The sequence below is a fragment of the uncultured Polaribacter sp. genome (assembly GCF_947497695.1).
Lineage (GTDB): Bacteria > Bacteroidota > Bacteroidia > Flavobacteriales > Flavobacteriaceae > Polaribacter.
This window is the reverse complement of the sequence record NZ_CANMHM010000008.1, coordinates 105,179-111,601: the sequence shown is the minus strand read 5'-3', so window position 1 is coordinate 111,601 and position 6,423 is coordinate 105,179. Positions and strand designations below refer to the sequence as shown.

The 6,423-nt window shown below is 28.2% G+C and carries 7 protein-coding genes; 2 read left to right on the top strand and 5 right to left on the bottom strand.

Annotated features, from left to right (window positions below; genetic code table 11):
- On the top strand, window positions 1-435 hold a 435-nt coding region (locus Q0731_RS09755; RefSeq protein ID WP_299063329.1), incomplete at its 5' end, for a transposase.
- A 216-nt stretch (window positions 436-651) separates the two neighbouring features.
- Here the strand turns inward: Q0731_RS09755 and Q0731_RS09750 are convergent.
- From Q0731_RS09750 to Q0731_RS09730, 5 genes are all read right to left on the bottom strand, one after another.
- On the bottom strand, window positions 652-2,178 hold the full coding sequence (locus Q0731_RS09750) for an ATP-binding protein (protein ID WP_299063326.1): 1,527 nt from the start codon (window positions 2,176-2,178) through the stop codon (window positions 652-654).
- A 6-nt stretch (window positions 2,179-2,184) separates the two neighbouring features.
- Window positions 2,185-2,670, bottom strand: coding sequence for a Rab family GTPase (locus Q0731_RS09745; protein ID WP_299063323.1), 486 nt, complete (start codon window positions 2,668-2,670; stop codon window positions 2,185-2,187).
- A 16-nt stretch (window positions 2,671-2,686) separates the two neighbouring features.
- Window positions 2,687-3,493, bottom strand: a complete 807-nt coding sequence (locus Q0731_RS09740; RefSeq protein ID WP_299063320.1) for a cell envelope biogenesis protein OmpA — start codon at window positions 3,491-3,493, stop codon at window positions 2,687-2,689.
- Complete coding sequence (locus Q0731_RS09735) at window positions 3,494-3,847, bottom strand: hypothetical protein (RefSeq protein WP_299063318.1); 354 nt, start codon at window positions 3,845-3,847, stop codon at window positions 3,494-3,496.
- A 102-nt stretch (window positions 3,848-3,949) separates the two neighbouring features.
- Window positions 3,950-4,732, bottom strand: coding sequence for an MBL fold metallo-hydrolase (locus tag Q0731_RS09730; protein ID WP_299063315.1), 783 nt, complete (start codon window positions 4,730-4,732; stop codon window positions 3,950-3,952).
- Window positions 4,733-4,809: 77 nt separating this feature from the next.
- Here Q0731_RS09730 and Q0731_RS09725 point away from each other — a divergent pair, with 77 nt between their 5' ends.
- Window positions 4,810-6,258, top strand: coding sequence for a TonB-dependent receptor (locus Q0731_RS09725; RefSeq protein WP_299063312.1), 1,449 nt, complete (start codon window positions 4,810-4,812; stop codon window positions 6,256-6,258).
- Window positions 6,259-6,423: the final 165 nt, after the last annotated feature.

Sequence of the window (6,423 nt, the reverse complement as noted above, 5' to 3'; positions counted from 1 at the left end):
ATTGACGGAATCAATTTTATTCAGCGTATTAGTTTTGATAATTTTAATGAAGGAACACAGTTTAAAAACACTATTTATAAAGCACAAGGGCTCACAAAAACAAAAGTAAAAACTGTTGGAGCAGATGCCATTTATGCTACAAATAAAAACAGAGTTTTTGCAACATCCAATAAAATACAAACCGATTTTAAACCAAAAGGAAGACCTTCAAAACACAGAAAACAGCAACTACAAATAGCTAGATTGATAACCAAAGAACGAGCCACTAGATTGGAAGGGAGTTTTGGCAAAGAGAAAGAGCACTACCATTTAAAGAAGATAAAAGCTAAAACAAAAAAAACAGAAATACTCTGGATATTCTTTGGAATCCACACTGCAAATTGTTTAGAAATTGGAAGAAGAATGCAGCAACAAATTTTAGAAAAAGTAGCCTAAATTTTTAATAAGAACATTAAAAACATAGGGAATCTATGTCTTATAACTATCAAAAATTTAAAAAAACTCTAAAAACCATAAAAAGGACACAAAAAATGTGATTTTTGTGTCCTTTTTTAATCTTGAAAGTAATTTAATGTACTACTTCTGAAAGTGCCTAAAAATTCAATCAACAAAAAAGTAATTATTGAGTAATCATTTAAGAAAAGCTAAAAACTACTTAAAAACAGTTTTAATTTTCTGAATAAAATCGGCTTTTGTATAAGGTTTAGAAATTACACCAGAAAAACCTAACGCTAAATATCGTTCAACATCTTCTTTAGCTGTATTTGCTGTAACAGCTAAAAATGGTGTATTAGCATTTAATGAACTAAAATCTTGTTTTTGTTGCATCAACTCCTCACCTGTCATATTTGGCATATTAATATCTAAAAGCACAACATCAAAAGTTGCTGCTTTTAATTTAGCAAACGCTTCTAATCCATTATAAATAATAGTGGTGGTTACCTCTTCTTCTTTTAAAATATGAGCAACTATTGTTTGGTTTAGAACATCATCATCAGCAACTAAAATATTTTTACCTTTTAAATTAACTTCTTTTTCTTTAATGACTTTTTGCTTAAAAGAAGTCACTATTTTTGATGTTTTAGCGAAAGAAATTTCTACAAAAAAAGAAGTACCAACATGTAACTTACTCTTTACATACACTTTACCATGCATCGCTTTTACCAAACGATTTACAATTGCCAAACCTAAACCTGCACCTCCATGAATTCTATTATCATTCAATTCGTTTTGCTGATATTCTTCAAATATTTTTAAGCCCTGTTCTTTAGACATTCCTCTACCTGTATCTGCAACTTCAAAAATAAGTTTTATTTCAGTTTCAGTTTCAGAAAGTACTTTAACACTTGTCTTTACACTCCCTTTGTTAGTAAATTTTATAGCATTGCTAATTAAATTTGCTAAAATTTGATGAATTCTAACTGCATCTCCTAAAACAAATTTGGGTATTTTTTTTGAAGTTGAAAAAACAAGAGCTACATCTTCATTTGTTTTTAGGTGTTTAAAATCATTTTTACAATTCTTTACAATTTTTTTAATAGAAATTTGTTCAGAAACCAATGCCAATTTACCAGCTTCAATTCTAGATAAATCTAAAATATCATCTACAATAACTTTTAGGTTTTTTCCTGCAGATGCTAAGGTTTTTGTATACTTAGCTACTTTTGTGTTTAGTTTTTCTGATGAAATCATTTCTGCATATCCTAGAATTGCATTTAGTGGGTTTCTAATTTCATGACTCATCATTGCTAAAAAACGACTCTTTTCTTCATTTGCTTTGTCAGCAATTTTTCGCAGTTTTTCTAATTCAATATTTTTCTCAGCAATTTCTCTTTTTATAAAAAAAATATCGTTTCTATTTTGATTGAGCTTGTCTACAATTTTATAAACATTTGTTCTATTATGTATTAAAACATCTATCGATTTTTCGTGTTTAAAGAGTTCAATATCAACATTAAACTCTTTCTCATCAGAAAAAATAACCATCCCTTCTAAAAGAAAAGTTTCATTTAAAGATAAAGCATCTAAAGTACCTTCTAAAAAAGGGCAAGAATCGTAAATAAGTTCTTGTAATATAAATTCATTTATAGCAAATTTTCCTGCAATAATGTTTGTGATAACTCCTGTATAATCAGTAGTTACTTGTATAAAAACATTTTCTATTTTTGCAGGTATCAATAGATTTTATTTTAAAGTCTGAGCAGTTAATTCCATAAAAGCATCTTCTACATTTTCATCTTCTTTTGCACTTGTAAGTAAATCAATTTGTAAAGAAACTTTATCAACTACAACCTCTAATTCTTCTTTAGAAAGTAAGTCTTTTTTATTACCAACAATTGTAATTTTTTCTAAGCCAGATAATTCTTTTACCATCTTTAAATTATCCTCTAAAGTTACATAAGTTTCTTCTCTACTCACATCAAAAACAAACATGGCTGCACTAGCACCTAAAAAATAAGCTTTGGGTATTTTTTCATCAGCATTTGTACCAGCAACATCCCAAATCATTAATTTAATGGCTTCATTTTTATAAGTAACCACTTTTTTACTGACTCTTACTCCAATTGTACTTATGTAATCTTCTGAAAATTCATTTAAAACAAACCTTCTAATTAATGAAGTTTTACCAACACCAAAATTACCAACAAGCAATACTTTTTTTGCAATCATTAATTCTAATTGATTTTTAAGATTCAATTAACTCTCGAATTATAATTTCATTTAATCGATATTCTTCAGATAAATAAGTACGATCTCTTAAAATAATTTCTGCAAGATTACTAATATCATCCGATAATTTTTCTTTAATCTCTTGAGTTAAAACACCTGTAGTTGCAATTGCAATATAAATTGTTTTAAAATTTCTGATAGACAATTGAAAAGTTTCAAATTTAATGTTTTCTAAATCTTGTCCTTCTTTAGAAAAGGCATCTTCAGCAAAAGATTTAATTGCTGTTAACATACCAGAAACCATATCTTTATCTACATTACTACCCCTAGAATAGCTTCCAGAAAGTAAACCAGACTCTTTTTCAATAACAAATACTTCTTCTATAACAAATTCAAAAACTTCTTCTAAAACAGCTCCTGCATCGTTTCTTTTCCCTTTAAAAAATCTTTTAAGAATTTCTTGAACAGAAAATTTTTCTTTAATGGTTTTATTAATTGAATCTGAAAGTTTGGTTATTTCTGCAACGATAAATTTCTTTACCATCTTTCCCATAATTGGGTATAAAGCTTCTACAACTTCATCTTGAGATTCTCGTATTTGAATTTTAATTGCATCTGTTACTTTATCTCCAAAATATTTTGGGAAGTTTTCTCGAAGGTCCAGTATTTTTTCATCTACAAATGGGCTAACTTTTTCTTGTAGCTTTTCATTAAGAATAAATTCTTTACGAAGCGAATCAAACTTTTCTCTGTCTTCAGTTAATAAAAGATCTCTGAGCAACTCAAAACGTTTGTCCTTATTATCTGTAGTAGATTTTTTCATCTATTCTTGCAACATCAAAGCTATTTTTTCTAAAGCTTTCCCTAATTTTTTACGATCGGCTTTTTCATCATCTAAATCAGCTAATCTTTTGTCTAAATCATCATTTAAATCTTGAATTTTATGCTCCATCAAAGTCTCTAAATCTGCCAATTTATTTTCTAAATCTGTAACAGATTCTGATAAATTTTTAGTTATTTTATCTTCTAGAGATTTAATTTTATCATAAACATCAGCAAACTCAGTACTGTATTGTTGCATGTTCTCACCAAAGATCAAATCTCTTACAGCTGCAATTCTATCATCAACCTTATGGTTTTCTATAACTGGTTGATTGTTTTCTGATTTATTTTCCATTATTACTAAAATAGGTTATTAAGTAGGTAGATTTTTTACTTTTTAATTTCTTAAAAATAAGCACTTAAAACAAATATACACTAAAAAACAGTTTCTAAAAATCTAAACTGTAATTTTTAAACCATCATAAGCTAAATAAACGTTATTGGGTAGTATTTTAGACACTTCGTCATGAAAACCTAACTTATGGCTGATATGTGTAAAATAGGCTTTTTTTGGTTTTATTTCTGCCACAAAATCTAAAGCTTCTTGTAAATTAAAATGTGTTGGGTGTGCTGCTATTCTTAATGCATCTACAATTAAAACATCTAAATTTTTCAATTTTAATTTTTCTTCATCAGCAATCGATTTTATATCTGTTATGTAAGCAACATCTTCAAATCTATAGGCTAATATTGGCAAATTTCCATGGAAGACTTCTATGGGAATCACTTTTAAATCTGCAACTATAAAGGGTGTTTTTTCAATAGTTATTGGCAACACCTTTGGTGCTCCAGGATACCTATTTTCTTCACTAAAAATATATTCAAACCTTTTTTCTAAACTTCTTAAAGTTCTTTCATTTAAATAAATTGGCATTTCTCCTATTTTGTAACAAAAAGCCCTTAAATCGTCTAAACCCCCAATATGATCTGCATGTTCATGTGTAAAAAAAACGCCATTTAAAGATTGTACATTTTCTCTTAACATTTGTTGCCTAAAGTCTAAGCCACAATCTATTGTGTAAGAAACAGCATCCCAAGAAATTAAAAGTGAAGATCTTAGACGCTTATCTTTTAAGTTTTTAGACAAACAAACAGGGTCGTTATTTGCTATCATTGGTACGCCTTGTGAAGTACCTGTGCCTAAAAAAGTAATATTTAACTGTTTTTTATGAGAATTCATAAGAACAAAAATACTATAAAAATTGACTGGTAGCAGTGTATTTTAGTACATTTGTTTTAATTATAAAATAGCAATAAATGGCAGTTTCGTTAAAAGGAGATAAATTAATTAGTAGTGTACCTTCTACTAAAAGTAAAGCTTTAAGAATTAATTTAAATTCTGACATTTATGGAACTTTCTCTGAAATAGGAGCTGGCCAAGAAACTGCTCGTAATTTTTTTAGATCTGGTGCAGCATCTGGTACCATTGCAAAAGCAATGAGTGCTTATGATAAAGATTTTTCTGATGCTATTTATGGCGTTGAAGATGACAATCGTTATGTAACACAACCTCGTTTGCATAAAATGTTAGGTCATGAAATTTCCTTAATGGAAGATCGTTTAAGCAGAGAAAAACATCCCGATAAACTCTTTTTTAGTTATGCAAATACAGTAACAACTATCGATTTTGCAAAACAATTTAAAGGTCATGGTTGGGTTGGTATTCGTTTTCAATTAGACCCTTTAGAAGGCTATAATGAAATTGTTTTACACTTGCGTTTTAAAGAAACAGATGCTCGTTTACAACAAGAAACCTTAGGTGTTTTAGGGGTAAATTTAATATATGGTGCTTTTTATCTAAATGACAATCCTAAAGATTTAGTAAAATCTTTTTATGATAATTTAGGAAATGATCAGTTAGAAATTGATATGATTAATTTCTCTGGACCTCGTTTTATGTATGTAGACAATCGCTTAATGAGTTTGCAATTACTAAAAAACGGCATGACCAATGCTGTGATGTTTGGACCTGATGGAAATAATTTATTGCCTGCACAAGTTTTGTACAAAAAAAACATTTTAGCTTTACGTGGTAGCTTTAGACCAGTAACTAAGGTTAATTTAGATATGTATGAAAAATCTAAACAACTATTTTTAGAAGAGAGCAAAGTAAATAAAAATAAAACGCAGTTTATTTTTGAAATTACGCTAAGTAACCTTACTTCCGAAGGAAAAATTAATGAAAGAGATTTCTTAGACAGAGCAGAATTATTGTGCTCTCTTGGTCATAATGTAATGATCACCAACTTTCAACAATACTTTAAACTCGTAGAATATTTTAGTGAGTTTACCAAAGAAAGAATGGCTTTAGCAATGGGTGCTCAAAACTTAATTCAAATTTTTGATGAAAAATATTACCGAAATTTAAGTGGTGGTATTTTAGAGGCTTTTGGTAAATTATTTAATAGAGATCTTAAGGTTTATATTTATCCATCTCATGATAAAAAAACAGATGAATATATAACTACTGAAAACCTAAAAGTTCACCCTAGAATGAAAGAATTATTTAAATTCTTTAGAGACAATGGTAAATTGGTAAATATTAATGATTTTAATAAAGAAGTATTAGATATTTTTTCTCGTACAGTTTTAAAAATGATTATTGATGGCAAAGAAGGATGGGAAGATATGCTGCCAGAAGGAATTGCTAAAACAATAAAACAGAAAAGACTTTTTGGATACTCTAGATCTAGAATAAAAAAATAAGATTTAAGAATTCGCACTAAAAGCTTATGCCACGAATTGTCTAATAAATAAATTCTCAACACTTAGGTAATTTAAGATAATTTTACTTTAAAAAAATTACTTTTAAGGCTATAAAATTAAAGTATGTAATTTCGGAAGAATCTTGTAGTAGTTCATTTTAATACA

What these genes read in the sequence shown, in the direction of transcription:
- Q0731_RS09745 (WP_299063323.1), bottom strand. Translation starts at nt 2,670, where the DNA reads ATGATTGCAAAAAAAGTATTGCTTGTTGGTAATTTTGGTGTTGGTAAA.
- Q0731_RS09740 (WP_299063320.1), bottom strand. Translation starts at nt 3,493, where the DNA reads ATGAAAAAATCTACTACAGATAATAAGGACAAACGTTTTGAGTTGCTC.
- Q0731_RS09735 (WP_299063318.1), bottom strand. Translation starts at nt 3,847, where the DNA reads ATGGAAAATAAATCAGAAAACAATCAACCAGTTATAGAAAACCATAAG.
- Q0731_RS09730 (WP_299063315.1), bottom strand. Translation starts at nt 4,732, where the DNA reads ATGAATTCTCATAAAAAACAGTTAAATATTACTTTTTTAGGCACAGGT.
- Q0731_RS09725 (WP_299063312.1), top strand. Translation starts at nt 4,810, where the DNA reads ATGGCAGTTTCGTTAAAAGGAGATAAATTAATTAGTAGTGTACCTTCT.